General features: G+C 45.0%; 24 protein-coding genes and 1 other RNA gene. 13 read left to right on the top strand and 12 right to left on the bottom strand.

Annotation, left to right across the window (positions count from 1 at the left end; genetic code table 11):
• The first annotated feature begins 69 nt into the window (after positions 1–69).
• The 6 genes from JKP82_RS13610 to JKP82_RS13585 all read left to right on the top strand — a co-directional run bounded on the left by JKP82_RS13610 (position 70) and on the right by JKP82_RS13585 (position 6484).
• Complete coding sequence (locus JKP82_RS13610; RefSeq protein ID WP_159532638.1) at positions 70–1155, top strand: acyltransferase family protein; 1086 nt, start codon at positions 70–72, stop codon at positions 1153–1155.
• A gap of 10 nt (positions 1156–1165) precedes the next feature.
• A complete protein-coding gene (locus JKP82_RS13605; RefSeq protein ID WP_159532640.1) occupies positions 1166–2044 on the top strand; it encodes a glucosamine kinase nucleotide-binding domain-containing protein in 879 nt (292 codons plus the stop codon).
• A 1-nt stretch (position 2045) separates the two neighbouring features.
• Positions 2046–3047, top strand: a complete 1002-nt coding sequence (gene nagB-II / locus JKP82_RS13600) for a glucosamine-6-phosphate deaminase NagB-II (RefSeq protein ID WP_246604473.1) — start codon at positions 2046–2048, stop codon at positions 3045–3047.
• A gap of 2 nt (positions 3048–3049) precedes the next feature.
• Positions 3050–4174: an N-acetylglucosamine-6-phosphate deacetylase gene (gene nagA, locus JKP82_RS13595; RefSeq protein ID WP_218397416.1), complete on the top strand. Its 1125-nt coding sequence runs from the start codon at positions 3050–3052 to the stop codon at positions 4172–4174.
• 38 nt (positions 4175–4212) lie between these two features.
• On the top strand, positions 4213–5535 hold the full coding sequence (locus JKP82_RS13590) for a sugar MFS transporter (RefSeq protein ID WP_218397414.1): 1323 nt from the start codon (positions 4213–4215) through the stop codon (positions 5533–5535).
• Positions 5536–5635: 100 nt separating this feature from the next.
• A complete protein-coding gene (locus tag JKP82_RS13585) occupies positions 5636–6484 on the top strand; it encodes a LysR family transcriptional regulator (RefSeq protein WP_159532648.1) in 849 nt (282 codons plus the stop codon).
• 152 nt (positions 6485–6636) lie between these two features.
• Here the strand turns inward: JKP82_RS13585 and JKP82_RS13580 are convergent, their stop codons facing one another.
• From JKP82_RS13580 to JKP82_RS13545, 8 genes are all read right to left on the bottom strand, one after another.
• Complete coding sequence (locus JKP82_RS13580; RefSeq protein ID WP_159532650.1) at positions 6637–7449, bottom strand: NPP1 family protein; 813 nt, start codon at positions 7447–7449, stop codon at positions 6637–6639.
• A 245-nt stretch (positions 7450–7694) separates the two neighbouring features.
• On the bottom strand, positions 7695–9002 hold the full coding sequence (locus tag JKP82_RS13575) for a M24 family metallopeptidase (protein ID WP_218397412.1): 1308 nt from the start codon (positions 9000–9002) through the stop codon (positions 7695–7697).
• 51 nt (positions 9003–9053) lie between these two features.
• Complete coding sequence (locus JKP82_RS13570; RefSeq protein ID WP_218397411.1) at positions 9054–9965, bottom strand: EamA family transporter; 912 nt, start codon at positions 9963–9965, stop codon at positions 9054–9056.
• A 71-nt stretch (positions 9966–10036) separates the two neighbouring features.
• On the bottom strand, positions 10037–11809 hold the full coding sequence (locus JKP82_RS13565; RefSeq protein ID WP_218397410.1) for a M28 family metallopeptidase: 1773 nt from the start codon (positions 11807–11809) through the stop codon (positions 10037–10039).
• Positions 11810–11937: 128 nt separating this feature from the next.
• A complete protein-coding gene (locus JKP82_RS13560; RefSeq protein WP_218397409.1) occupies positions 11938–13143 on the bottom strand; it encodes an FAD-dependent monooxygenase in 1206 nt (401 codons plus the stop codon).
• Positions 13144–13305: 162 nt separating this feature from the next.
• Positions 13306–14547, bottom strand: a complete 1242-nt coding sequence (locus tag JKP82_RS13555; RefSeq protein WP_218397408.1) for an FAD-dependent oxidoreductase — start codon at positions 14545–14547, stop codon at positions 13306–13308.
• The gene (gene pepP / locus JKP82_RS13550) at positions 14544–15890 is read right to left on the bottom strand and encodes a Xaa-Pro aminopeptidase (RefSeq protein WP_159532660.1); all 1347 of its coding nucleotides are present in this window, start codon (positions 15888–15890) and stop codon (positions 14544–14546) included. Before pepP ends, JKP82_RS13555 begins: the two co-directional genes overlap by 4 nt.
• Before the next feature lie 151 nt (positions 15891–16041).
• Positions 16042–16608 carry a UPF0149 family protein gene (locus tag JKP82_RS13545; RefSeq protein ID WP_159532662.1) on the bottom strand — a complete coding sequence of 189 codons (567 nt, stop codon included), beginning with the start codon at positions 16606–16608 and terminating at the stop codon, positions 16042–16044.
• Positions 16609–17002: 394 nt separating this feature from the next.
• Between JKP82_RS13545 and ssrS the strand changes: the two genes are divergently transcribed.
• From ssrS to serA, 7 genes are all read left to right on the top strand, one after another.
• Positions 17003–17184: non-coding RNA, 6S RNA (ssrS, locus tag JKP82_RS13540), on the top strand.
• A 21-nt stretch (positions 17185–17205) separates the two neighbouring features.
• The gene (locus tag JKP82_RS13535; protein WP_159532664.1) at positions 17206–18102 is read left to right on the top strand and encodes a ribokinase; all 897 of its coding nucleotides are present in this window, start codon (positions 17206–17208) and stop codon (positions 18100–18102) included.
• A 23-nt stretch (positions 18103–18125) separates the two neighbouring features.
• Positions 18126–19067 (top strand): nucleoside hydrolase, encoded by a 942-nt coding sequence (locus tag JKP82_RS13530; RefSeq protein ID WP_218397407.1) that lies wholly within the window; start codon positions 18126–18128, stop codon positions 19065–19067.
• Between the two features lie 70 nt (positions 19068–19137).
• On the top strand, positions 19138–20757 hold the full coding sequence (locus JKP82_RS13525) for a hybrid sensor histidine kinase/response regulator (protein WP_218397406.1): 1620 nt from the start codon (positions 19138–19140) through the stop codon (positions 20755–20757).
• 30 nt (positions 20758–20787) lie between these two features.
• Complete coding sequence (locus JKP82_RS13520) at positions 20788–21399, top strand: 5-formyltetrahydrofolate cyclo-ligase (protein ID WP_220099953.1); 612 nt, start codon at positions 20788–20790, stop codon at positions 21397–21399.
• Between the two features lie 81 nt (positions 21400–21480).
• On the top strand, positions 21481–22137 hold the full coding sequence (gene rpiA, locus JKP82_RS13515) for a ribose-5-phosphate isomerase RpiA (RefSeq protein WP_013782974.1): 657 nt from the start codon (positions 21481–21483) through the stop codon (positions 22135–22137).
• Positions 22138–22378: 241 nt separating this feature from the next.
• On the top strand, positions 22379–23608 hold the full coding sequence (gene serA, locus JKP82_RS13510; protein WP_159532672.1) for a phosphoglycerate dehydrogenase: 1230 nt from the start codon (positions 22379–22381) through the stop codon (positions 23606–23608).
• Positions 23609–23717: 109 nt separating this feature from the next.
• On the opposite strand, the gene JKP82_RS13505 is transcribed toward serA, so the two are convergent.
• The 4 genes from JKP82_RS13505 to JKP82_RS13490 form a co-directional block, all read right to left on the bottom strand.
• Positions 23718–24461 carry a DUF481 domain-containing protein gene (locus tag JKP82_RS13505; protein WP_159532674.1) on the bottom strand — a complete coding sequence of 248 codons (744 nt, stop codon included), beginning with the start codon at positions 24459–24461 and terminating at the stop codon, positions 23718–23720.
• 185 nt (positions 24462–24646) lie between these two features.
• Positions 24647–25450: a DUF481 domain-containing protein gene (locus JKP82_RS13500; RefSeq protein ID WP_159532676.1), complete on the bottom strand. Its 804-nt coding sequence runs from the start codon at positions 25448–25450 to the stop codon at positions 24647–24649.
• Positions 25451–25678: 228 nt separating this feature from the next.
• Positions 25679–26503 carry an HDOD domain-containing protein gene (locus tag JKP82_RS13495; protein WP_159532678.1) on the bottom strand — a complete coding sequence of 275 codons (825 nt, stop codon included), beginning with the start codon at positions 26501–26503 and terminating at the stop codon, positions 25679–25681.
• A 57-nt stretch (positions 26504–26560) separates the two neighbouring features.
• Positions 26561–26863 (bottom strand): DUF1289 domain-containing protein, encoded by a 303-nt coding sequence (locus JKP82_RS13490; protein ID WP_159532680.1) that lies wholly within the window; start codon positions 26861–26863, stop codon positions 26561–26563.
• Positions 26864–26992: the final 129 nt, after the last annotated feature.

Genomic DNA, 26992 nt, shown 5'->3' with positions numbered 1-26992 from the left:
TTTATTATTGACAACGTTGACAACAAAAAGATAACGTAGATAAATTGGTTATTTATAAAGCACTTCAACATGACAAACTCAAACCCCAAACAACGTTTGCTGTCGCTGGATGTATTTAGAGGTTTAACTATTATCGCGATGATAGTAGTAAACAGTCCCAACACGTACGGTGAATTCTCACATGCACACTGGATAGGTATTCATTTTGCCGATCTTGTTTTCCCGTTTTTTATCTTAATTGTTGGCGTAGCCATTAGCCTTGGTTTTAAAAATACCAACGCCGCCTCGCCGCAACTTCCCAGCGTGTTAAAGAAAGTATGGCGCCGCGCACTCATACTTTTTGGCTTAGGACTTATTGTAAATTTGTTCTACACCCATTTTGAGCAGGTACGAATTTTAGGCGTACTACAACGCATTAGTATTGTTTATTTGGTGTGTTGTTATTTAGCTATCTATTGTCAGCCTCGCACGGTGGTAAAAGTAGGCATTGGCATATTGGTGGGTTACTGGGTATTTATCTTACTGGTACCGGCACCGGGTTTGCCAATGGGCCATTTAGAACGTGGTGAAAATATTATTAACTGGGTAGATCGCTTTGTTCCGGGCATGTTGTGGCGCGGCGAATGGGATCCTGAAGGGTTACTCAGTACGTTTCCAGCCATAGTTACCGGCATTATGGGTATGGTAATTGGTCGAATTATTATTCACGCAAAGGGCGACCTTACAGTAGCAGTGATGAACTTATTCTTGTTTGGCTTTATTTCTTTTTGTCTGGGTTGTATTTGGAGCTTAGGTTTTCCGTTTATCAAACAAGCATGGACCAGCTCTTTCGTGCTGGCCACCGGCGGAATAGGCGCCATGCTATTAGCTACCATGATGTGGTACACCGATATTAAAGGTTGTCGTAAAGGAACAACACTAGCCGTTATCTTTGGTGCAAATGCAATTACAGCCTATGTGTTACATGTGATTATTGAAAAGGGCCTCGATAGGCAATTCGGCGGCATATCAGTCCATCATGCCTACGAATCTTGGGCAGCAAGCATAGGGCTAAACAGCTTTTTTAGCGCAACCGTATGGATCATCTTGTTTGTGGGTATTTGTTTCTTGCCTGTACTCGGTTTATATCGCAAACAAATCTTTATCAAAATCTAAGGTGGCACTTGTGAAGCGAAAATTCTTTCTTGGTATTGATGGTGGCGGCACTAAGTGCAAGGCTCGACTAGAATCGTTTGATGGAGAGCTGTTAGGAGAAGGACTATCAGGCCCATGTAATCCGGCTCAATCTGCCGACACGGCACTTTCTTCAATTATTGATGTAACAAACCAGGCGCTAACGTCGGCTAACCTACCGTTACCAACAATAAGTGAGTTAGACGTGTGCTTGGGCTTAGCGGGTGTGAACATTCCTGTTTATCGTAATCTTGTTGAAAACTGGCCGCTTCCTTTTTTATCTACCCATATTACTACCGACCTCCATATTGCCTGTATGGGCGCTCATGCAGGTAAAGAAGGCGCTATTATAATTAGCGGCACCGGAAGTTCCGCATTGGCGAATGTAAATGGTGAGCTTTCCAGTATTGGGGGACATGGTTTCCCGCTAGGAGATAAAGCGGGCGGCGCTTGGTTGGGATGGCGGGCGCTAAGTTACACACTGGAAGCCCTAGATGCTTTGCAACCTAAAACACCACTTGTCGACCTTGTTTGCGAAGCCTTAAATACAAATTCGGCGCAAGAAATTGTTGGCCAAGCACTGCATTACACCTCGAATGAGTACGGTAAGTTAGCGCCCATTGTGGTTCAACTTGCTAAAGAAAAAGAGCCTGCTGCGGTATCGATAGTAGAAGAAGGCAAACACTATCTAATGAGCGTTATTTCTCGCCTTGATACGTTAGGTGCAAAGCGGATCTCAATGATAGGCGGTTTAGCATCACACTGGTGCGAGTGGTTTCCAGAAGCAACTCTACAACGTTTAAGCCCAGTAATGTGTTCGCCAGAATATGGCGCTGTGGCGGTAGTTAAACAAATCATGAAGGACTTGTAGTATGAAAGAAGTAACTAAAATGGCCACTGAGGCCAAGCAAACGCCATTGGTTATTGCCCGCCAGTTTGTGAGCAATAGAAAAGAATACGATACATTGGCGCAAAACATAAAGCTTCACGATCCAGAGTTTGTTTATATTATTGGTCGCGGAACCTCAGATCATGCTGGCGTATTTGGAAAATACCTTATTGAAACAGAAATGGGGTTACCCGTTGCTTCTGCCGCGCCTTCGGTAAACAGTGTTTATGGAAAATCGCTACGCTTGAAACGTGCACTTGTTTTTGTTATTTCTCAGTCGGGCCGTAGCCCCGATATTATCGCACAAACCGAAATGGCAAAGCGTGAAGGCGCACTGTGCGTAGCACTGGTAAATGATGAAACATCACCGCTAAAAGACATTGCTGATGTATTCATTCCTTTGTGTGCTGGGCCTGAAATTGCTGTTGCCGCCACGAAAAGCTATATGGCTACACTTTCTGCTCTGCTCAGTATTGTGGCAATTTATACCAAAAACAGCGCCTTAATTTCTGCCTTAATTGAGCTTCCTGCGTCACTTATCGCCATAATAGAAAGCCCCCCTATTTTAAGTGCTAAACAACTCGCGCCGCTAGACCGATGCGTAGTGCTTGGCCGCGCCTTTGGATACGCTATTTCTCGTGAAATTGCACTTAAAATGAAAGAAGTATGTGGTATTCAGGCTGAGGCATTTAGTAGTGCAGAATTTCTACATGGCCCTATCTCTTTGCTCAATCGTGATGTGGCCATTGTTAACGTGCATATTTCTGACGCATCTAGCGACCACCACATGGCACAAATTGCTGAAGTTGAAAGAAGAGGCGCAAGCGTCTATCCGCTACTTTACACTTCAAACGATATTCATCCTCTTATCGCCCCCTTACTTATTATGCAGCGTTTCTATTTAGATATTGAAATGGCCGCTCGAGAGCTGGGAATGAACCCCGACAGCCCTACTGGCCTTAAAAAAGTTACAGAGACAGTGTAGTCATGGCGGAATATTTTACTGAACAGCTTTTCGATGGGTACGTATTTCATACTAATACTCGCTTTGAGGTAAAGAACAGCCTCATTACGTCGCTTACCCCCAATAGTACGCCAGGAGATGCGACTACATTAGAAGGGTTAGTCATGCCGGCAATGGTGGATGTTCAAGTGAATGGTGGTGGGGGCGTGCAGTTTAATGAAGCCCCCACATTAGCCACGCTACAACAAATGGCTAATGCATACCTAAGTAAGGGGACTGGCAGTTTAATGCCCACACTCATTACCGACAATATCAACACCATGCAGCAAGGTGCCGATGCCATTGCACAAGCTCTTCAGTGGAATGCGGGCGCTATCGTGGGTGTTCATTTCGAAGGCCCACATTTAAGTATTGCCAAGAAAGGAATGCACAGTGCGCAGGTTATTCGCCCCTTGGGGGAGGATGAATTTGCTCTTTTCACACGAAAAGATGTAGGTAAAGTGATGGTTACCTTGGCGCCTGAAACGGTTTCAATTAACGATATAAAAAGACTTACCGAAGCAGGCGTTATCGTGTCTCTGGGTCACAGTAACGCTAGCGCAGATGAATGCTTAGCGGCATTTGATGCGGGCGCGACGGGTGCAACTCACCTGTATAATGCCATGTCACAGCTTACTGGCCGCGCACCGGGTTTAGTAGGTAGTGCTTTACACCGTAACAACATTTATTGCGGGCTGATAGTTGATCATCAGCATGTTCACCCAATCAGTGCCGAATTGGCAATTCGCTTAAAAGGCGACAATAGATTGATGTTGGTAACCGATGCCATGGCGCCTGCTGCTAGTGAGGCAGACCATTTCAGCTATCATGGTATGAAAATTTATAGAAAAGACAACGCGTTGAAACTCGACGATGGCACGCTGGCTGGCTCAATACTCACGTTAGAAGAAGCCATACAAAATACGCATTTCGATTTAAACGTTGCGCTGCAAAGCACACTAAAAATGGTTACCTCTACACCGGCTTCCTTTTTAGGTTTGCAGTCTAACATCGGAATATTGGCGCCTGGCGCAATAGCAAACTTCACCACACTTGATAAAAATTTAGCCGTTCAGCAATGTTGGCGAAACGGAATAAAAGAATATTAAAAAGCGCTAAACGTATACCCTTAATAAAAGGAATAATAATGATAACAACTCAAACCACCTCCAAAGCGCCACCTACCTTGCTCCCCATGGTAATTATTGGCACGCTGTTTTTCGTTTTTGGTTTTATTACTTGGCTAAATGGCGCCCTCATTCCTTTTTTGCAGATTGTCTGTAGTCTCTCAAGTACCGAAGCATTGCTTATCGCCTTTAGCTTTTATATTGCGTATGTGGTCATGGCACTCCCCATGTCTTTTGTACTCAATAAAATAGGCTACAAAAATGCAATGTCGCTTGGCTTAGTCATGATTGCGTCGGGGTGTGTTTTGTTTGTTCCTGCGGCAACAAACCAAACTTTTCTGCTATTTATTGTTGCGCAGTTCGTGGTGGGCTCAGGGCTGACCATTTTACAAACCGCGTCTAACCCCTATTTAGTAAAAATTGGCCCGGCTAAAAGTGCCGCTGCGCGCATTTCTATTATGGGATTATTGAACAAAGGGGCTGGCTGGTTAGCCCCAATCGTATTTACCACATTTGTACTTGGCGAGTTCGCAGGCATTAGTGAACAAAGTATTGCGGCACTTCCAGCAGCGGAACGCGCAATTCAAATAGAGCAATTGGCAGATAGCCTCATTAAACCTTATATGGGTATGGCAATTGCGCTTATTCTCTTAGCCATAGGTTTACGCTTTTCGAAGCTTCCCGAACTTAATTTAAATAATGAAGATGCACAGCTTGACGAAAGCGGTAAATCAAAAGGCTCAATATTACAGTTTCCCCAATTGATACTTGGTGTAGTGGCTCTATTTTTCTACGTAGGGGTAGAGGTTATTGCAGGAGACACCATAGGGTTAGCAGGCTCGAAATTGGGCGTTCCCGGCGCACTTGGCCTTACTTCTTACACTATGTTTTTCATGGTAATAGGATATACGCTTGGACTTGTATTGATTCCCCGATTACTCAATCAACACCAACTTTTAATGCTCTCTTCTGCGCTTGGAATGCTATTAGCGCTGACCATCCCTTTTACTTCAGCTGATAGCCATTCCATTTCAAGCTTACTCTGGGGTTGGACCGGCATTACCACCTTACCCAACCCTATTACGTGTATTGCGCTATTAGGCTTAGCCAATGCGATTGTATGGCCCGCTGTATGGCCTCTGGCGCTAGAAGGGCTGGGTAAGTTTACAGCAAGAGGTTCGGCGTTATTAATAATGGCCATTGCTGGAGGCGCAATTCTTCCCATGGCGTTTGGCTTTATTGCCGACAGTTACGGTGTGCTCAATGCCTACTGGATGACGATACCATGTTATGGCTTTATTCTTTTTTATGCAGTAAAAGGCTGCCGAATAAAGCAGTGGTAACCACACGTTATAAGCCTACTTTTGAGTAGGCTTAATTTTTCTATTTTTGCGTTTACCTTTATACTGCGTTAACTTTCCCATTTAGACACTCTTATACTGCATGAAACAGCTATCGCTAGATAATTTGCGCACTTTTGTGAGTGTTATTGAACTTGGCGGCTATGCCAAAGCCGGTGACTTTTTGGGTCGGTCGCAGCCCGCTATTAGTTTGCAAATTAAAAAACTTGAAACCCAGTTAGAGCGAAAACTGTTCACTAAAGTAGGTCAACGCCACTTACCTAGCGCCGATGGCAACTGGCTGTACCCTAAAGCCAAGGAGCTACTAGAGCTTAACGACAACATATTTAAGAGCCTAATTCCTGCCCCGCTAAGTGGCCGCTTACGTTTGGGTATTCCTAACGAATTTGCGTCCACCTTGTTACCTGGGCTAATTGGAGAGTTTTCGAAGCGCTACCCAGATGTATCTCTAGAGGTTACCTCATCGCTAAGTCGCGATTTACTGCACCCTAGCCAGCGCGAACATTTCGATTTAATTTTAGCGCTGGTCAACCCCAATGAAGATACGGAAGGGGAAGTGGTACTTGAAGATGAAGTAGTATGGGTGGGCGATGCTAGCCACCCGTTAGTAGGCGACAGCATTCCGTTAGTACTCGCCCCCGATGGATGCATGTACCGAAGCCGAGTCATAGAAGAACTAAAACAACAAACTTTTGCGTGGAAAATTACTTACACTAACGCCGATTTAAGCGGGCTGGTCGCCGCTATTCAGCAAGGCCTAGGCATTACCGCCCTCGCCCGCTCAAGTTTGCCGCAAAATGTATCCCCCCTTAACCACCCTAAGCTCCCCAAACTAGGCAGAGTGAATATTTGTCTATTCAACCAAGACACTCAACATCCTGTCATTAGTAAAACGTTAGCAGAGTTTATTACAAGTAGATTACGTGGGTAGTGCAGCTAACCAATAATTGATTAAACTAGGCGAGCTAGACACGATTTCACAAACTACACAATAAAACTAAGCCGCAATCTATAAGCACGATTGCGGCTTAGTTGTTTGCATCAAAAGTGAGTTTTTGCGTAACGCAAATTAGAACGGCGTTTTCAATAGATATCTAAATAAAACAAAGACTGTAGTGTCATCGTTTCATCTTGAAGGTAACTTGGGTTTCTTTCGCACGTATTTTCGGTGCCATCAATGATACCCGCTAACACTTGCCCACCATCTTCTCTGCACACGGTGCGCTCATGAGGTCGCTCGCTTCTCAGGTTAGGGTTCGTTGAGCCTGGGAAAACGTCATCGAAACCCACTGAATCAAGGGTTTGCGCTACAGGTGACCACGTTTCGCCTGGCCCACGAGGATCTTTCCAGTAATAGCAATATCCCCCCGTTAAAAACGTCCAGCTATCGGCACTAGCCCGTGAACGTTGGTCATGATAGTTACCATGAGAATATTTACCAACATAAACAATAGGGTGCTCACCATCTTTTTCTATTGTGTCAGCAGGTTTAGTATAACGACCATTGTGCTGCCAATAAGTCACATGCTCAAGCTCGTGCTCTACTACATGTACCGTAATAGCCTCCCAATCATCTGCGTGCCCACTATCCCAGGTAGTACATCCGTTTTGGTCACCGTAGTAGTTCCAGTAAGTAATCAACTTGTGTGTTTTACCGTTAACGTTTTCTTCGTATGTTTCCCAAAAAACGGGAACATTTGTGGCTTGATACTCACTTCGAGTAACACATTCTCCGCTATTTGCGCCATTAGCTGGGCTGGTTGGCCAACATTCATTATCAGTTCTTAATTTGTAAACAGGTTTGAAGTCATTCACGTCATCTGCATAGGTATTTTCAATCTGCCCTGCCAGCCCAGCAACAACGCACATTACGCTTACATAGAAATGTAGTTTCATTTCGTGCCCTTTTCTATTTAGGTTATTTGTTGGTTGTACATGCTTATCTCAAATAGCTCATTGAGATAATAAGAAGAGCGTTTACTTGCGCATATTGGGGACAATAAACAGCATGAAACTTATGTGACAGCCCGACTACCTTTTACGATAGTGGGAGAGAAGCCTGAAGGGGTGAGAAAAGAAAAGACTCGCACTCGCTACACACAAAGAATGGTAGCGAGTTTTTATTGCATTGCGCGAACGGATTAGACGACTAGTGGTATCAATTTACCCAACGGTTTTTCAGTACTTTCTGGTGGTTCGGTAAAGTAAACGGGCGCTTTGTCGGTCATGTATAAACAGTCCTCAAGCCGTACGCCAAATTCACCAGGTATGTACAAGCCGGGTTCGTTAGAAAAGCACATGCCTTTGTTAAGTGGCGTGGTTTCGCCGCGCACAAAGTTCACGCTTTCGTGGCCTTCCATACCAATACCATGGCCGGTACGGTGGCTTAAGCCGGGCAACGCGTAGTCTTTGTCGAAGCCTTGGGTAACATAATATTTGCGAACCGCATCATCTACTTTGCCAGCAGCCGTACCTATTTTAGCGGCAGCAAACGCCACGTTTTGGCCTTCACGCACGGTATTCCAAACATCTACCACCTGCTGTGATGCTTTACCAAATACCAATGTACGGCTAATGTCCGACTGATACCCATGTACGCTACAGCCGCTGTCTAACAATATTACCGAGCCTTCACTAATGGTTTGTTTGGCATTGGTGCCGTGCGGGTACGCACTGGCGTCGTTGAACAATGCTAAGCACCATGCGCCGCTACCGCCCAATTGTTGCTGTGCGCTATTCATTAAACTTTTCACTTGGGCTTGGCTCATACCAATTTCAAGCTTGCTGAATACATACTCGTAAGCACGAAGGGTGACTTCGTTGGCTTTATGCATAAGGGTAAGTTCAGCCGCCGTTTTATACATTCTACAGCCGCGGGTAACTGGCTCGGCTGCCACAATATTCATGTTTGGCAGTGCATTGGTTACGCCTGTTACCACAAAATAGCGAACGCTGCTTTCAAAGCCAATATTGCCTTTTTCGATACCGCGAGATTTTAAAATGTTAGCAACAACATCGAACGGGCTTTCGTGTTCTTGCCATACCCGTACGTCGTTGCCCACTTTTAAACTTTCTAGCACACTGGGTTGTTCGAAAAAGGGCGTCACTACGGCTACGTCGCCTTTTTGCGGAATAATTAAGGCGGTTAGGCGCTCGCTGCGCCACCACTGAATACCCGAGAAGTAATCCATGGCTGCACCCGGCTCTATAATGATGGCGGCCATATTATGCTGCGCCATTAACGCCTGCGCCTTTTTAATACGCGTTTCGCGCTCGGCATTGGTAATGGGCGAAACACCAGAAGTAATAGATTGCAACGATGATGGGCTGGCACTGACACTCGCAGTTTCACCAGCACCAGCGAAAGTCGCAGTAGACATCATGGCCAGGGGGGCAAGCGGTGCGAGTGTTGCTGCGCCAGAAAGCTTTAGAAAATCGCGTTTGTTCATCATCATTCCTTTTTATAGATTTTTTATCTGCCGAAAGACTATTTTTGAGGCTTAAGCCCACATAACTAGCACCGCCGCCACGGCAATCAGTAACAACCCGACTATTTCTTGTAAGGTTACTTTATTTTTAAGCCAATAGTGCGCGAGCAGCAAGGTTAATAATACTTCTAATTGCCCTAAGGTTTTTACTAACGCCACATGTTGCAGCGCCATGGCAGTAAACCAACAGATTGAGCCGAAGCAACTCACCGCACTAATAGTGATGCAGTGGGGTAAACGCCCAAAAATCTGTTTAAACACTTGAGGTTTGGTAACCAAAATATAACTGCTTAAACCAACAGCCTGAGTACATAACACCCACAGCAATACCCAAGCAGCACTGTGCACAAAAGGCATGGCTAGCATATGGCTGGCTTCGCGAACAAACAACGAGGTCAGTGCAAAGCAGGTTCCACACGCTATGCCTATCAATAAGGTTTTTAAGCTTAAGCCCTGCGCGTTGTTGCCACTACTTAAAACAAATACGGCTACCCCACCTATACCAATGCCTATCCAACCGAGTAACGTTAAATAGCTGCCAAAAAAAAGCATGCCTAGCACGCCAGCCACCAACGCTTCACTTTTGGCCAGCCCTGCTCCTATGGCAAAGTTCTTTTGTTTGAATAACACCACCATAAAGGCTGTGGCGGCAATTTGCAGTACCGAGGCTAGCAGTACAACTACTATAAATGAGAGGCTAAACGAAGCGCTTGATGCTTCTCCTAAAGAGCTTCCAAAAGAAGGGAGTGGCTGAGGTGAAGCCGTGTGCAGAATAATTAAATAAATTAGGGCTATGGGCGGAGCAAATAAAAAACGTGAAAGGGTAACGCCCACGGTATCGACGTGAACGCTGAGTTTGCTTTGCAGGGCATTGCGCACGGTTTGCATAAATACCGCACCAAGGGTGAAAAATACCCAGCTCATAGATGTTGATTCGCTTATTGTTTAGATGTTTTAAACCGCCGCTTTAGAACGGCCGTTAAATATCAGCCGTACTACTGTTTTGGTGCTTCAGACTCTGCTGTTTCAGCCGCTGATTCAACTAAGCCGGCGGCCGGTGCCTCTGGTCTGTCTATCAAGCGTTTTTTCTTAAAGTCTGAATCACGTTTCCAAACCGGCCATTGCTGGCTATTTGCTAAACCGGACATCATAGTGCCAATTAAAGCTAGGTCTTGCTGTACGCCGCCCAATGTCCAGCTTGGTAGGTAATCGTCGTCGGCTTTGTGATAGCGATTCGCTATAAAATTAGGATCGGTATCGCCTAAGCTCATAAACAATAATGAAGGCACGCCTTGACGAGCAAGCGCGAAATGATCAGAGCGAAAGAACAACCCATTTTGTGGGCGCGGATCGAGCTTCACCGTGCGGCCTTGCGCTGCGGCAGTAGCACTTAAATCATCTTCAAGTGAAGAGTACCCTTCGCCATACTGCAAAATATAATCTACCGCGTTATTTACGTTCATGCCGTCTATATTTAAAAACGCCACCATATTAGCGGTTGGAATAGGCGGATTTTTGGCAAAGTGATCGGCGCCCAGTAAGCCGGTTTCTTCGGCAGTAAATGCACTGAACATTAGGGTACGTTCAAACGGTGTTTGCTCGCTTTGTGCTACCAAGTTATTGGCTAGGGTTAGCACTCCGGCCACGCCCGAGGCATTATCTACCGCGCCATTATAAATCACGGTTTTACCGTTTTTCTCACTTTTCCCTAAGTGATCCCAATGGGCATGCAACATTACCCACTCGTCTGCGGCCGATGCGCCGGGCAATATGGCGGCTACGTTCAGCGACTGAGCATGGGTGATGGTATTTGAAAAGGTCAACGAGGCTTTCACTTTCATAGGAATAGGTTTGAACCCTGGCGTTGATGCTTGTTCTTTAAGTGCGGCGTAATCTAGCCCAGCTTGCTCGAACACCGTACGTGCCGTATTAAGATGTAACCACCCCATTACGCCAACTTGAGATAAGTTTTTATTGTTATCTACTAAGGTGAATTTGGTATTTGAGTTAGAGTTTTCAACCACGCCCCAGCCATAGCCAGCGGGCATGGTTTCGTGAACAATAAATACGGCTTCTGCGCCTTGGCGGGCGGCTTCTTCGTATTTATATGTCCAACGGCCATAGTAGGTCATGGCATTGCCTTGGAATAAGTTAGGGTCTTTTGACGCAAAGCCAGGGTCGTTCACCAGCATAACCACTGTTTTGCCTTTCACATTTAACCCGGCGTAGTCATTCCAATTATATTCAGGCGCATTAATGCCGTAGCCCACAAAAATGACATCACTATTTTTTAATGCGATGTCTTTCACAATTCGTTGGGTTCTGGCGGTAAATGCACTGCCACCAGCAAAGGTGTGCTGGCCTAAGGTTAACGCCATATCACTCGAAGGGGTAATTTTTGCCAAGGGCACAGGCTGAGTGTAGCTATCGCCAAAAGCCGGTTTTAAACCAAGGGCTTTGTAGGCTTCCACTAAGTAATTTACGGTAAGGGTTTCGCCTGCTGACAAGGGCCCGCGGCCTTCAAACTTGTCGCTTGCTAACGTACTAACATGAGTACGGTATAAGTCTAGGTCGTTGTCGGTGATGGTAAGCGTTGAAAGCGCATCTGCCTGCGCTAAGGCGGGTAGCGCTACACCGGCTGAGCCTATACTGGCTAGCGCCAATAAGGCAAAAGCCGTCAGCGTAGACTGACACCTGGAAAGTGAAGAAGTGCGAACAGCACACGAAGAGGTAAAACAAACTTTCTGGATAAATTGACTAATTATCATTAATTTAGGCGCTTGTATAAAACAGATACCTTAAGAGTATCGTTATACAGCGCCTAGCTCAATCGTTGGTATGCATTTGGGCGTATTTGGTTGCTTTTACATGTGGCTGAGAATGTGACTCAATGTATTTAGAGCCCCATTGCATGGCTGACAAAAGCCTGTTTAACCGCGCTAAGCTTATCGGTAGCGGCTAAGCCTACACCTCGAATTAGCTTTTTAAGGGGGTCGTTGCCATCGAATAGGAACTTAAACCCATCCATAGCGGCAATCATTTTCATCGCCTCGGTTTTACGTGCTCGCTCGTAAGGGCGCAAATAACGAAGCTGGCCTATGTCTTTTTGTTCCTCTAGCAAGGTGCCTAATAATGCAGCCAAAGCTAACGCATCTTGCATGCCTAAGTTGGCCCCTTGCCCCGCCAACGGGTGAATAGTATGAGCAGCATCACCCACCAGTACTATGCCCTCTTTAGCCCATTCTCGGGCGTAACGCATAGTCAGCGGAAATGTGGTTCTTGGGGTCTCTAACGTGACTGGCCCTAATGCGTTGTTGCTTGCCGCTACTAGCGCATTACAAAATGCGCTATCGGAACACCCTCGCAATGTTTTAGCGGCGTCTGGGGTTTGCGACCACACAATAGAACACACATTAGGATCGCGCATGGGTAACAATGCTAAAGGCCCTGTTGGCGTAAATGCTTGGCGCGCCACGTTTTCATGAGGCTGCTGGGTACGAATGTTGGCAACAATGGCGGTATGTTCGTAATCGCGAAACGTAATAGGTAAGTTCGCATTTTTGCGTACGAAGGAATTAGCACCATCGGCACCCACTAATAATCGGCACGACAGCGCATCGCCATTTTCTAGCATTAGCATGTTTTGCTGTGGGCTACTTAATACGCGCTCTATGGTGGTATCTATCACCACAACGTTATCTTGCTTTAGTACCGAATGGGCCAAGCCATTAACTAATGCCTGATTTTCAATAATAACGCCCAAGGTATCGCTTTCTAAGTCACCCCCAGTATCGTTACCCACAAAGTGAGTATCGTTACCAGCAAAGTGAATATCACCAAAGCTGTCTTTATCCCACACATGCATTGCATTATACGGGTTTGCCCTACTTTCATCGATATGCTGCCAAACATCGGCTTTTTTTAATGCGTTAATATTGGCCTGATTAATTGCGCTAACTCGTGCACCTGGCTTGTCGCCAAGGGGCTGGTCTATAGAGCCTTTATTTAGAATGGCGATGCGGCACGGCGCGCCTTTTAGTACTGCGGCCAGGGTTAACCCTACTATTCCACCGCCTACAATGGCGATATCGGCATGTTGCATATCGGCTCTCTTATTCTCTGTTCTTGGTGCTAGCTTTATCGGGCTAGATTCATCGTACTAGCAATATAATGCTAACTATCCACGCTGCCCAAAGCGGGTTCACCTATCACTAAGGAACATCACTTTGAATTATCACTAAAGCGCATATATTAAAGCTGTCTATTAAACGCTGCGCCCATATCCAGTGGCTTGTTGCACAAACGCGCGCTTCGCACTTGGCATCACATTTAATGCAGTTAGTGCCATGTTTCTTGCTGCCACCAACGGAAAGTGACTATTTGAAAACGTACGTACTAATGTATCGGTTAACGTAATAGTGGTGGCTCTGTCTTTACTGCGCTTAACCGCGTATTCGTTGAGTACGTTAAATTCCCCCGGATCGGTCACGCCTTTAAGCGTGTTTACCAAAGTAATAATATCGCGAAGACCAAGGTTAAACCCTTGCCCCGCAATAGGGTGCAATGCTTGGGCAGCATTACCTACCACTACCGCTCGATGACTGGTAAGTGCATCGGTGTAACTTAATTCTAGTGGGTAGCTAGCCAATTCACTGATGGCCATTATATGCCCCTGCCGGTAACCAAACTCTTGCTGTAACCGATGAATAAAGGCTTCTTGGCTAAGTTGAATAAGTGATTCCGCGTGCTCGCGAGCAACCGTCCACACTACGGAAAACCCTTTCCCTTTCGCCACATGCCCACTTATTTCACTGTCGAAAGGCAAAAACGCGACGGGGCCATTTTCGGTAAAACGCTCGTAGGCTTTGTTGTGATGCGGCTCGCTAGTGTGGGCATTGAAGATAATAGCCACTTGCTGGTAATCGTCAGTGTGGCGGGTAAGCCCTACTTGCTGAGCAAGTGAAGAGCGGCCGCCATCGGCAATCACCAACAGCTTTGCAGTAATAGTGCTGCCGTTATTAAGGGTGACTGCAGTAGTATCAGTTTCGCGAGTTAAGTGAGTGACGGTGGCTGGCGCAATGTGCTGATACTGCTTGCTTTGCGACATCACATTATGGGTAAGCGCACTTAGCGACACCACTTGCCCAAAGGTATTAATACCAAACTCACTGCATGATAAATTCGTTAGGCCAATACCGCCTTTATCGCTTACTTCAATATGCTCAATTTTACCTTGGTTTTGTTTTGCTAATTCGGCTAACCCAACGCCCATGGTATTTAATTCATTTACCGTTCGCCTAGCAAGAGCGATTACCCGAGTATCGGTTAACGGGTTAAAGGTGTTGCTTTGCTTGGAGGAGCGGCTTGCATTGGAGGAGCTAGCTGCATTCGAGGGACTGGCGGCATCGACCAAAGTCACCGAAAGGCCGGCTTGTTCAGATAAGCCTTTAGCCAATACGCAGCCAACTATTCCACCACCTACAATGACGACATCTTGTTGGCTCACGTTATTGAACCTTCTTTCGTACTTTCTTTATTCGCTGGCTGCATAAGGGCTTCGATGTCTTTCACGGTTTTAGGTACATCCGCGGTTAGAATATCTACACCTGTTGCGGTAACGACAACATCATCTTCAATACGCACGCCAATGCCTTTATATTGTTCTGGCACATCGCTGTCGGTAGCAATATAAATACCGGGCTCTACGGTAAGTACCATGCCAGGTTTTAATAAGCGGTCCTGACCATTAATTTTATAATTTCCTACATCGTGCACATCTAAGCCTAAAAAGTGCCCTAACCCGTGCATGTAAAATTGCTGCCAGGCTTTATCGTCAAGATTTTCAGCTACAGAACCTTTTAACACGCCAAGGCCAACCAAACCTTCGGTGATGACTTCGGCGCTGTGCGTCATAGCGTCGGTTAAGGTAATACCTGGGCCAAGCATGGCCAATACGCTTTCTTGTGCTTTTAACACCAACTCATATATTTCGCGCTGGGGCTTAGAAAATTTACCATTTACGGGGAAAGTACGGGTAATGTCAGCGGCATAACCCTGAAATTCAGCGCCTGCGTCTATTAGCACTAAATCGCCGTCTTGGGTTTGCGATGAATTTTCGGTGTAGTGCAAAATACAGGCATTTTCACCGCTACCCACAATCGTGCTGTAAGCCGGAGCGCGAGCACCCGCCATAGCAAATTCGTGATGTAACTCAGCTTCAAGTTGATATTCAAAGCAGCCCGGTTTGGCATATTGCATAGCCCGCTTGTGCGCACTGGCGGTAATTTCAGCCGCGGCTTTCATCATGGCTACTTCACAGGCCGACTTAAACACCCGCATTTCATGCAAAATGGGGCGAACGTCGGTAATAGTTTTAGGCGCTAAGGCTTCTTTAGGTGCATTGCGCAAAGTAGCAAGAGCGCTATTTACCTGTGCATCTGCTTCGTCATTTTCACCTAAGGCGAAATAAAGATGGTCTTGGCCTTGAAGCGACTCAAGCAAAGCATCGCCTAGCTCAGACTGTTCAAACGCTTCATCTAGGCTGAAGCGTGATAGTGCCGCTTCTGCACCTAAACGTCTGCCTTGCCAAATCTCAGCGTCTTTATCTTTTGGTAGACACACCATGGCACGATAGCTTTCACCATAGCGTGGATGATTCGATAAAATTAACCAAGCGTCGGCTTCTTCGAATCCGGTTAAATACCAAAAGTCGCTGTTTTGTCTGAACAGGTATTCAGTATCTCGGCTTCGGGTCACTAAACCCGCTGCCGGGATAACACAGACACTATTAGGCAAACATTGCGCTAACAGTCTATCTTGACGAGCGATAAATTCTTGCGCACTAATCATCTCATTCGCCTTTCTTCATCAATATTTTAAATCTCATGCATCTAATGACGATCATGCTATTCTGAGCATTACCATTGCTTGTCACTTCACTCATGCCTTATAGAACAACGTTTTATTGCTTACGCGTTCCGACAAGCTTGAGATTATTTATTTAATGAACAGATGGCTTATCTTGCTGATCATCAAGTAAAGACTGACCTAACTCGCTGAAGCACAAAATAGCGGAAATCTTCACATATTCCATCACTTCAAATAAGGCGCGTTCTGACTCTTCATCAGCATCCATAGGTTCTTCCATACGAGCGATGTCAGCAAAATCTTCTAATGCTTCTTTTACATCGGCAGAGCACTGCATTAGGTCTTGCTGGTGTAAGCCAAACCCTAACATAAAGCCGTGCACCCAATTAATCAGCGCTTCGCCTCTATCATTTATAGGGGCTTGGTCGTCTGGTAGCATTAACTGTAAGGCGAACTCTGGTTCAAGTAACTGCTGACACGTTTGATTAAACAATGTGTTTAAAAGATAAGTGGTCGCATCGTTGAAGTTTTCACCTTGGTGAATAGTGTCACTTAATGCAGAAAGCCACTTCTGATCGGTTAGCGACATACCGCCACACAACATGCCACATAAAATACCGTGAACTTCGGCACCATCTACTACTATGCCGTGTTGCGATAACTTGTTGCTAACGCTGTCGTAATCGAGCTGTTTTTCCACAAATAGGTTTCCTTTTTCGTTGAAACTTAATATTAGCAAAATAGCGCTATAAAACACACCATTGGTGATTTGGTCAGATGTTATTCAAGTAGTACTGGTCTTATGGGTTTTAACTGGCAACCTAGGATCAATTGCTCTATGATCGTCGTTATTGGATAAGGAACTTCCTTTGCAGCAGATTAAGGTAAATGAGTAAGGTCGACCTCACTTAAGTGAAGCAAATTTGAGCTTAAGTGAATAGCGTGTATAATTGCTGACCAACTGGTCAAGATTAGATTTATCGAATCTCATCAGTAATGGTAAAATTAGCTACGCAAATAATTCATTGGCGCTTTGGTGATCTACTTCACCCCACACCGCGTTTGATATACCCTGTTGCGTTATACAATAACAATGTTTCCTGGAATGTTCGCCAGTTCACTCTTGTCCCTGGCCGATGCTATTAAACTAGGAAGTTGAAACCATGGCTACTGTGCAAGCTCGGCTCGTATCGAGAAGCCTACGGCCATAGTGATGCTTCCGCCCTGAACTTTCGGTTCACGGGCGAACGATGAACAGCGGCATTTCGGGAGACGCCCTCTTTCGACGGAAGAAGAAATGGCAATAATAAATTTTGGCTCTATAAATATCGATCATGTTTATCAGGTAGATCACTTTGTTCAACCTGGTGAAACCCTTGCGTCTACTCACTATCAACAACTGCTTGGTGGTAAAGGTGCGAACCAATCAATTGCCCTCGCGCAAGCGGGTGCTGATGTTCGTCATGTGGGCAGCATTCATGAAAATGACGCAACGTTCAAACAAACGCTAATTAAAAAAGGCGTAGATTGTCGCGGCGTTAGATGCTCTGAAACCCCTTCAGGTCATGCCATTATTCAAGTAACGCCCAGTGGCGAAAATGCTATTGTGTTATTTGGTGGCGCAAACCAAACCATTACTGCCGATACTGTAAACAAAGCGTTGTTAGATACGTCGTCTTCCGATTGGGTTTTAACCCAAAACGAAACCAGCAGTATTGCTGACGTACTTCGCTTGGCAAAAGAAAGTCAGCTTAAAGTTGCGTTTAACCCTGCACCTATGAGCGAGTCGGTTAAAGGCCTTCCTTTAGATTGTATCGATTTACTGATTGTAAACGAGACGGAAGCAGCAGCATTAACGGATAAAGAAGAATTAGACGATATTCTTACGGTATTTAAAGAGCAATGGTCTCATTGCGAAGTTATTATTACACTCGGTAAAGCGGGTGTGATGATGTTAAGAGGAAACGATACCATTGAAGTGGAAGCGTTTTCTGTTGATGCAGTAGATACCACAGCCGCTGGCGATACGTTTATAGGTTACTTTTTGTCTGCTTACAGTACTCACACTGATGCCAAACGCGCATTAACTCGAGGCTGCGCAGCATCTGCTATTGCGGTAACACGTGAAGGCGCTGCGCAAAGTATTCCTACGCAGAAAGAAGTTGACCGTTTTTTGGCAAAGCACACTAAATAAGAAAACGCACTAGAGTATTATTAATGGCACATAAGATAATTTTAGATACGGATCCTGGCATCGATGATGCGATGGCAATATTTTTTGCGTTTCAATCTCCAGATATCGAAGTACTTGGTTTAACCACTGTTTACGGTAACGTACCGGTAACCATGGCGGCACAAAATGCCCTTACCCTTTGCGAAATGGCAGGTAAAGACATTCCGGTCACCAAAGGCGTTGGTATGCCTTGGGTAGGCCCTGAATCAACTTACGCGCATTTTGTACATGGCGACTATGGTTTCGGTCACATTAAACCTGAAGCCCCTAAAACCGAGTTAGACCCTCGTAGCTCTGCTCAGTTTATTGTGGATATGGCCCGTAAATACCCTGGTGAAGTTACCCTTGTGGCTATTGGCCCTTTAGGTAACTTAGCGCTAGCACTACGTTTAGAGCCAGAACTGCCTAAGTTAGTGAAAGGCGTTACCATTATGGGTGGTGCTGCATTTGTACGTGGTAACGTAACACCACTTGCCGAAGCTAACATTTGGAACGATGCCTACGCTGCCGAAATTGTATTTGGTGCAGATTGGGACCTAACTATGTTCGGCTTAGACGTGACTAACGACACGCCGTTTTCTCCTTCTTTTGTTGAAACATTAGAAGAAAAGAATGCGAAGCTTGGTGGTTTTGTGAAAGACACTGCCCAGTTCTACATGGATTTCTATTCAGCCAATCGTGAAGATCGTGTTTGTTTCTTCCATGATGCATTCCCGCTTGCCCACTTGCGTCACCCTGAGTTATTTGAACTCACCGAAGGTCATGTGCGTGTTGGTACTGGCGAGCTAGATCGTGGCCAAACAGCAGTGGCACCTAAGGGGACAACCCCTAGCCCACTGTGGAACGATGCGAACACCATTAAAGTTGCTACTAAAGTAGACCACGCTAAATTGGAACAATTGTTCATAGACACCTACGCTTTATAGATGTGGAAGGAGGCCGTTCTACGGTAGTCGGCCTCCTACTTTCACATTTCAGTTGAGGTAATGTGAAAGAATGATCCCTGCCAAAGTTCCTGAAAACGAAGAGCAGCGTTTAAGAGAGCTACTAAACTACGATGTACTTGATACAGACGCCGAGCAGCTCTTCGACGATTTAACTCAACTTGCTTCGCAAATTTGCGATTCCCCCATTGCGTTAATTAGCCTCGTTGACCCAAACAGACAGTGGTTCAAATCTCGCGTGGGAATTGAAGCCACAGAAACTTCTCGCAATATCGCCTTTTGCTCTCATGCTATTTTACAGCGTGAAATATTTGAAGTGCCCAACGCAAAAGAAGACCCTCGCTTTCACGACAATCCTCTTGTAACGGGCGAGCCGAATATTCGATTCTATGCAGGGGCGCCTTTAATTACGCCCTCGGGGCATGCCATTGGCACGCTATGCGCAATAGGCCATCAACCAAAAACCCTTACCAGTCTTCAACGCCATGCACTTAAAACACTGAGTGAATCAGTGGTTGCGCATCTTGAATTAAAACGCAAGAACCGAGAGCTTGAGCGAACCAGCCAGTTTAAATCTGACTTTCTTTCCTACATTAGCCACGAAATAAGAACGCCGCTAAATGCGATAAACACGTTCAGTCATTTACTTGAAGGAGAAGCGAGACAACATTCACTTCCCGCTAACTTTACCGACTCACTCGGGCATATAAGCAAAAGCGGTGAGCGTTTACTTGAAATAGTGAACTCTGTGTTAGACATGAAGCAAATAGAAGCGGGTAAAATGCGCGTTATGCCGCGCCCGGTAGGCACAGCTGACTTTTTCACTCATTTATTCTCGCTAACCCGAATTCGCGCTGAAGATGGGAATGTTATTTTTAATTCTGTGATTGATGACAATGTTCCCCACTCTCTGTATTTTGACGACACTAAATTTGGTCAAGTAGCCTTAAACTTATTATCGAACGCCATTAAGTACACTCATGCCAACAAGCACGTTTCCATTCAGGTAAAATACAAGCAAGGGAAATTGTTGCTGGCGATTAAAGACGAAGGCATTGGCATTAGTGAAGAGGAACAAAAGAAGCTGTTCGCACCATTCGAGCGAATGGAGAACGCGCATCAATTTGATGGTACAGGCTTAGGCTTAAATATTACCAAGAAGCTAGTAGAGTTGATGGGGGGGGTTATAAAGCTTAGCAGTAAGTTAAACGAAGGCACCCGTGTGAGCGTAGCCATTCCGGCAGAAGAAGTTAGCGCCGATACCATTAAGCACGCCCCCTCGCTTTTACAGCCCCAAAAGCTAAATGTTCCTGCTGACTCTCACGTATTGGTAGTGGAAGATCATTATATTAATCAAATAGTGATTAAAACCATATTTGATAAATTTGGTTTACCATTATCGGTTGTAGGTAGCGGTGAAGAAGGCGTAGAGCATGTAAAATCGAACCCTGTAGATTTGGTGCTGATGGACATCAACTTACCGGGTATTGACGGAACAGAAGCCACTCGGCAAATTAAGCTCATGCGTGCAACACTGCCTGTTATTGCCTTAACCGCAGATGTTATCACGCAACGAGACCTGTTATTAAAAAATGGCTTAGACGACCTACTCACTAAGCCTGTGGAAAACGCAGAGCTTATTAGGGTACTTAATCGCTATTTAGGAAAGTAAGACAACGTGGAGCCACTGGAAGCCCGCTGTATGGTAAAAAGTACATCTCGAAAGACACTACGAAAGACATTAAGAGCATTACGCAACGGATTATCTGATTCACAGCAGCAGCACGCCTCGTTTGCAGTACGCGATAGCCTTTTAACATTGCCCGAAATTACCTATGCATCATCGGTTGCCTGTTACCTGCCTAACGACGGAGAAGTAGACTTACGCCCCTTTATGCACGCATGCTGGGGCTTAAATCAAGCATCTGAACGTCATACTTCTTTGCCCGTATTGCATCCAGTTTGTAAGGGCCATCTGCTGTTTCTTCGTTACACAGATAAAACGCCAATGCGTGTGAATAAATACAACATTGAAGAGCCAATACTAGCCTGCCCTGATGTTATCCCTACCTTTCAGCACCAGGTAATACTTATGCCGTTGGTGGGATTCGATGCCAATGGAAATCGCTTAGGCATGGGCGGAGGCTATTATGACCGCACGCTAGCCAGCATTCAAACTCGAACTATAGAGCCAAAACTTATTGGTATTGCCCACGATTGCCAACAAGTAGACAAACTTCCGGTTCAGTCTTGGGATATTCCTGTAAACGCAATTGTCACCCCCACACAGCAATTGAGCTTTAATCGTACATAACGCACCGTAAATTCCCCTATCACGGTGGGTTAGCTAGCGGTTTTCCGGTAAACTGATGAAAATTTAGTTAGGAGAGTCACTATGGATCAGAATGCAAAGAAGCAAGCAGTAGCTAAAGCAGCCATCGAATATGTTGAAAACGGCAGTATTGTTGGCGTAGGTACTGGCTCCACAGTTAATTTTTTCATTGAAGAACTCGGCAAAATTAAAAACAACATCGAAGGAGCAGTATCAAGCTCTGATGCCTCTACCAAGTTGCTAGAAGCCCTAGGCATTGAAGTATTCGCACTAAACGATGTTAGCAATATTTCAGTGTATATCGACGGTGCTGATGAAGTTACCGAACACAAACACATGATTAAAGGCGGCGGTGCAGCCCTTACCCGGGAAAAAATTGTGGCGGGTGCATCAACTACATTCGTGTGTATTGTAGACGATAGCAAGCGCGTTCCCGTGCTTGGCAAATTCCCTCTTCCTGTTGAAGTTATTCCAATGGCGCGATCGTTTGTGGCTCGCGAGTTGGTAAAACTAGGCGGCGATCCTGAATACCGTCAAGGCGTGGTAACCGATAACGGTAACGTTATTTTAGACGTACATAACCTTGAAATCTTAAACCCAAGAGAGCTTGAACAGTCGATTAATAATATTCCTGGTGTGGTCACCAACGGCATATTCGCCCTACGTGGCGCAGACATCGTACTATCGGCCACCGAAACCGGTGTTGATACCTTTAAATAATAGCTTTCAAGTTAAACTGATTTCTGTTAGATTTCCGTTTAGACGTCTAGATGGCCTTTCGAGAGTTTGAGGCTAGTACTAGTCGGGGTAGGTAAGACTTCCGCAAACACGCTGTGAACCCATCCATGGGAGCTCCGCCGCCGCATCCATGCGGCGGAGGGTTTGCTCCAGTCTTACCTACCCCGCCTGCACCAGCCTCGAGCTCTGTAAATACTAATACTTTTTAAGAGATAGCAAATCCATGAGCAAAGTTTCACTAGAGAAGGATAAGATCCGGATATTGTTGTTAGAGGGTGTGCATCAAAGTGCACTAGAAACCTTTAAGAATAATGGATACACCAATATTGAGTATCTCAAAACGTCCCTTCCTGAAGAAGAGCTTGTTGAGAAAGTGAAAGATGCACATTTTATTGGCCTTCGTTCGCGCACTCAAATTACTGAGAAGGTGGTAGACGCCGCTCAGAAATTGGTGGCTATTGGTTGTTTCTGTATTGGTACTAACCAAGTTAATTTAGAAGCAACACAGCGCCGTGGTATTCCGGTATTTAATGCCCCATTTTCTAATACTCGTTCAGTAGCAGAGCTTGTGCTTGGTCAGCTTATTCTTTTGCTTCGCCAAGTGCCTAGCAAAAGTGCTAAAGCGCACCGTGGTGAGTGGGAAAAAACAGCAAATGGTTCATATGAAGCCCGTGGAAAAACACTGGGTATTATTGGTTACGGGCATATAGGTACCCAACTAAGCATTCTTGCTGAACACCTTGGTATGCGCGTGCAGTTTTTCGATATTGAAGATAAGTTGGTATTAGGTAACTCAACCCAAGTTAAGTCGTTAGAGAAACTATTAAACACCTCTGATGTGGTATCGCTTCACGTGCCTGAAACTCAGCAAACGCAAAACATGTTTGCAGCTGAGCAATTTGCGCAAATGAAGAAAGGCAGCATTTTTATTAATGCTTCTCGCGGTACGGTTGTAGATATTGACGCTCTAGCCGATGCGCTTGAAAGCGGCCAGCTAAATGGCGCAGCTATTGATGTATTCCCTGTTGAGCCTAAATCGAATAACGAAGAATTCCAATCGCCTCTACGTAAATTCGATAACGTTATTCTTACGCCGCATGTAGGTGGTAGCACTCAAGAAGCGCAAGAAAACATTGGTATAGAAGTGGCGGGTAAATTGGCGAAGTACAGTGATAATGGTTCTACCTTATCAGCAGTTAACTTCCCCGAAGTATCATTGCCAGAGCACATTAGCCGCTCTCGTTTACTTCACGTGCACAAAAACCAGCCGGGTATTCTTACTCAAATTAACCAAGCGTTTGCAGAGAAAGGCATCAACATTGAAGCCCAGTACCTTCAAACTAACGCAGAAATTGGTTATGTAGTGGTAGATGTTCAGCAAGACAGAGCTTATGACGCGCTTGCACAGCTACAGCAGATTGACGGTACGATTAAGACCCGTATTCTTCACTAATGCTATGAATGGCGGCAGTGAGCTACCGTCATTCGTTAATCAATGTTGAAGACATAAAAAAACGCTGCCAATGGCAGCGTTTTTTGTTTCTACAATCGTTAATACGATTTTAGAAGAAGTTGTAAACTAGCGTTACTGCCGTTTCAGTATCAAGCTTTTCAACGTCGTCAGATACGTTTGAGTTATGGTCTAACTTGAACGACACCTTCATAGAAAGGTTACCGCTAATGGTAGCCGTAAGCGCCGACTCAGCACGAGATTTTGTGTTGTCAGACCCCACTTCCGTACTTACTGTTTGAGTAAATTTAGCTGTGTCAGAAATTCTCCAAGAGTAAGCACTTGAAGCACGAACAATCATGCTGTTCTGCTCTTCGCCTTCTTGCGTTTCAGCAAACGAGTAACCAGGACCGATTGAGTACTCTAAAGTGTGACGTTTATTTTCCAGCACTTTTTGGTTCCAACCTACAGCAACTGTTGATTGATAGTCGAAGTTACTTAAACGGTCATCTTCATATGATGCGAAACCAAACAAACGGTAATCCGGGTTTTCTAACTTGTAGTTACCCTGCGCAGAACCGTAAAATTTTTGTGCCGATGTGTACTCTTCTTCGGTACCGTCGTCGTTATCTACCGTTTCTTTCTTGTAAAGACCTTCAAGAATGTAGTCGTTGCTCCACTGCTGCAATTCTTGGTGAGCAGTAATACCGGCACTGATTGATGACGTTTCAGTGTTACCTGTTGTTGCGATAATACCGAGTTCACCTTCCATCGTGAAAGGTTTAACGTCGTCTTGAGCAAAAGTAACAGAAGAGAAAGACAAGGCCAAAAGTGAAGCGAGAAGCTGTTTTTTCATTAGCAATCCTAGTAGTGTTTTATCCTTTGCCATGCTGTGAATACCTAGCGTAAGCACTAGCCAGCATAGCCTGAAAAATCTGCGCCAATAGTACCTACCTAATAGTGCGAGTCAATGAGGGTCGAATAGAAATTAGACTATAAGACGTAAAATTTACACTTATTGATAAGCTTTAAGCGAACTTATTAGAAGAATTGATAAACCAAAGCAACTGACGTCTCGGTACTTAACCCATCTACATCTTCGGTAGTGTCGGTTTCATGATTCAAAATAAAAGACAGCTTCATGGCTAAAGAGCCGAAAACATTGGCCGATAAAGACGTCTCAGAACGAGATTTAGTATTTTCATCACCCGCTTCAGTACTAACAAATTGTCGAAGGTTAGCACCTGATGCCCAATGGTATTTGTATTCAGCAGATGCCCTTACAATTACACCGTCATTGATATCTTCATCTAACGGCTCTTCAAGCTCGACAAAGGCATAACCCGGCCCAACACTGTAACGAAACTCACTGACTTCGTCTCGCCACACCCGCTGTGACCAACCGGCTGCAAGTGAAGCACGATGGTCATACCCGCTAAAGGAGTCATCTTCATAATCGCCGTACATGAATAAACGTCTACCAGGCTGGTTTAATTTATAATCGAACTGAGCGCTGCCATAGAAGCGTTTGGCCGATACCTCGCGACCAGTGCCATCGGCGTTACTTTCTTGATAAAGCATTTCTGCAAAGTACAGACTGCTCCAACTTTCAGTTTCATGATCGGCGTTAATACCCGCTTTAATACTCGCTGCAGATGTATTTCCAGTATTTGACAGAATACCTAACTCACCGTTCAGCGAAAACCTAGGTACTTCGTCGTCGGTGTCTGGCGTAAAATCGGCGTGATAAAGCGTTTGAATTAGATCACGTTCTGCTGCGAAGACGGCAGTACTTATACCGAGTAGACAGCATACTGCACAAAATAATTTTGTTAGATTAAGCATAATTTTTAATAAATTTTTATAGGTTCGGTGTTGTTATGGCATAGCCATTTAACACCCTATTATGCCCTTCCGTGGGTATTACGTAAGCTATGTGTCTTTTTACCGCTTAGTTTTACAATCGAGCGCTTGTAGAACGGTCTCTGAATTCATATTCAACAACCATCAAGCTGCGTTGCGCCACATGAAGCTTAAAACTGCCTAGCATTGTTTTACCTCACTGCCAGTAAATCAATGTATAAGCATGGAAATTTTTGCTGTTTCTCTATCGGCGAACTCTATGGCATTTGCCACATCATCTAGGTTAACGCCAATATTATTGGCTATGTCTTCTGCAAAAAGTTCAACGTCACCGTTAGTTTTTTTATTTTGCTGCATAATAGTGACTTTTGATGCTAATGCCAGTAGCGCAATATCGCTATCTGCAGCCTGTCTAGACATATCATTCGCATGCATAACAGGATAATAAAGCACAAGAGGAAGCTTCCAGTTTTCTAATATGGTACCGCTACAGTTTGAAAAGGTAAAACCAAAATGTTGAATTTGTCTTGCCCCTAGCAGCATGTCGCTTTCTTGCTCAATGTAGCCTTTGTAAAGCTCTGGCGAGCGTTTAGCGATGACCAACTCACTGAGGTTTTGCAAAATGCCCATTACGAAGAAGCGCTCACTACCTCTTTTATTGCTAGCCTTAGCCAGATGCTTCGCCACCATTCCACAATAAACCGAGTCGAACCAATGTTTATCAAGGTTAATAAGCTGGGTATCAAAATATTTAAACGCAGTGTTAGCGGTTTCTGCCACTACCAAATTATACAAAGCTTCACCACCAATAATGTTGATGGCTTTCGAAACAGATTCTACTTGAGATGGAAACCGGAACAGTGAGCTGTTTGCCAATCGCAACACCTTGGCTGTTAATGACGAATCTAAACTGATCAAATCGCCAAGATCGCTTGCACTTGAACGGGGGTTATCTAATACCGAGCGGATACGTATACATATATCTGGCAAGGTAAACGACTTTGTAGCAAACGACACATATTTATCTAAGGACATGCAAAGGTTCCACTTTTAACTATTACATAGCGGTGTATAAAAGAAAAACTACACCACTTATGCTTTATCAATTTTCTCGGGAGGCGTATCAAACATAGAAATTTGACTAGGCTCTCGGACTTCTTTTATTGCTTCGTTTTGACGGCGGGCTCTGCTTAACGCCGCTTTTTTACGGCGCTGACATGCCACTATGACTTTTCGGCGAGTTCCATCATCAATCTTGAGCCAATACAATCGCTCTTCTCGGCTGCGGTAACATCCTTTGCAATACCCTCGCGGTCCAGACTCACAAACACCAATACAGGGACTTGGAATTTCAAAGAACTCCAGTTGCTGTGCTGGTGGCGTTTGGTCTGTCATGTTTACCTGTATGCGTTTGCTAAAACGCGTTGCGTTAAATTAAAAACATTCTCTTAATGCCACTAACACCTTATTACTGGCCACGTAAACTAAGATGACTTTTACTTTACTCCACTATATTTTGGGCAA

It is taken from the genome of Alteromonas lipotrueae (assembly GCF_019249215.1).
Classification (GTDB): domain Bacteria; phylum Pseudomonadota; class Gammaproteobacteria; order Enterobacterales; family Alteromonadaceae; genus Alteromonas; species Alteromonas lipotrueae.
The sequence above is the reverse complement of the archived record's forward strand: the minus strand, read 5'-3'. Positions and strand labels throughout refer to the sequence as shown.